Below are 1,367 nucleotides of genomic sequence, written 5' to 3' on the forward strand. Positions count from 1 at the left end.
GCCTCACGGTGACGGTCCGGCTGGGCGAGACTAGCGGCCGAGAATCCCGGCGGCGCGCGCCTCGGTCAGCCATTCCGGGAACTCGATCATGAGCTCCCGGTAGAGGTCCGCGTCCGACAGCGCCCGCGGGTCGGCCCCCGCGTGGAAGAACCCCGCGTTGTCCACCGCCCGCTTCTCCGGAACGGTCAGATCGTCCAGCTTCCGCAGAAAGTCGAACCCCTTCGCCTCGGGGTCGCCGAACCCCACGAACTGCCAGAAGATCGGCAGCCGGGCGGCGTCGCACAGGGCTTTCTCGGCGGCGGCTTTGCTGGTGGGCGCCCCGTCGGTCTGAAAGATGACAAGGGCGGGCTGGTGCTGCGCTCCGGACTTCTCGAAGTGCTCCACAACGGCGTTGATGGCCCAGTGGTAGTTGGTACGCCCCATGTGCCCGAGCCCGGAGTGCAACTCGGTGACGCGGTCGCGGTAGCTGTCGAGCGAGATCTCGGCGGTCCCGTCGACGTCGGTGGAGAAGAAGACGACGGACACGGCCGCGTCCCCATCACCCCCATCGTCCCCGTCAACCTCACCGAACTCCGCCGACAGCCCGAGCACCTGCTCGGCGAAGTGCTGGACAGTCCCGTCCTTGTAGTAGTTCCGCATGGACCCGGACCGGTCGAGCACGAGATAGACGGCGGCACGCTGCCCGGTGACCCCGCGCTTGGCGAGGGCGGCACGGGCGGCTTCACGGAGGGAGGAGAGGGGCCCTGAGAGGGGATCGGCGGCCGATGCGCCTTCGACGAGGGGTTCGGCGGCGGGTGCGGGCTGGGGCTGCGGGGCGGGCGCCGGGTCGGGGAGCGGCCGGGGCTCCGGGTCGGGCCCGGGCGGCTGGGGCTGCGGGTCCGGCTTGGGCATCGGGGTCGGGCCCGGCACCGGCGTCGGCTCGGGGTCCGGCTTGGGAACGTCCGGCCCGGGAGCCGGATCCGGAACCGGAGCCAACGGCCCGGGGTCGGGCACCCGCTCCCCGGTGGTCTGCGTGGGGAACGGCCTCTTCCCGCCAGTGCCTCCGGCGGGGTTCGGCTCATGCGAGGGCGCGGGAACGGTGGGCCCCCCGGCATCGGTCAGCACACTCCCCGCGGCTTCCCGAGTGCTGTCCTCCTCACCCCCCACGGCCACGGAACCGACATCGGCCGCGTCGGCGTGAGCCCCGAGCCCTTCGTTGGCGGTCGCTGCCCCGGCTTCGGCCACTTCCGCGTGAGCGGTCAACGAGCTTTCGGCGTCGGCTGCGTCCGCGCGTACGGTCAGGGTCTCTCCGACATCCGCCGTGTCTGCGGCGGGTGCGGCGGGTGCGGCGGAGCCGAGCTCGTCTGCTGTTTCGGTCGCCGCGACAG

General features: G+C 72.4%; 1 protein-coding gene. It reads right to left on the reverse strand.

Features of this window, described 5'->3' with window-relative positions:
• Nucleotides 1–30 precede the first annotated feature (30 nt).
• Nucleotides 31–1,367 (reverse strand): VWA domain-containing protein (locus ACFU99_RS43790; protein ID WP_384404380.1); only part of this gene is annotated, 1,337 nt, incomplete at its 5' end.

It is taken from the genome of Streptomyces sp. NPDC057654 (assembly GCF_042800135.1).
Classification (GTDB): domain Bacteria; phylum Actinomycetota; class Actinomycetes; order Streptomycetales; family Streptomycetaceae; genus Streptomyces.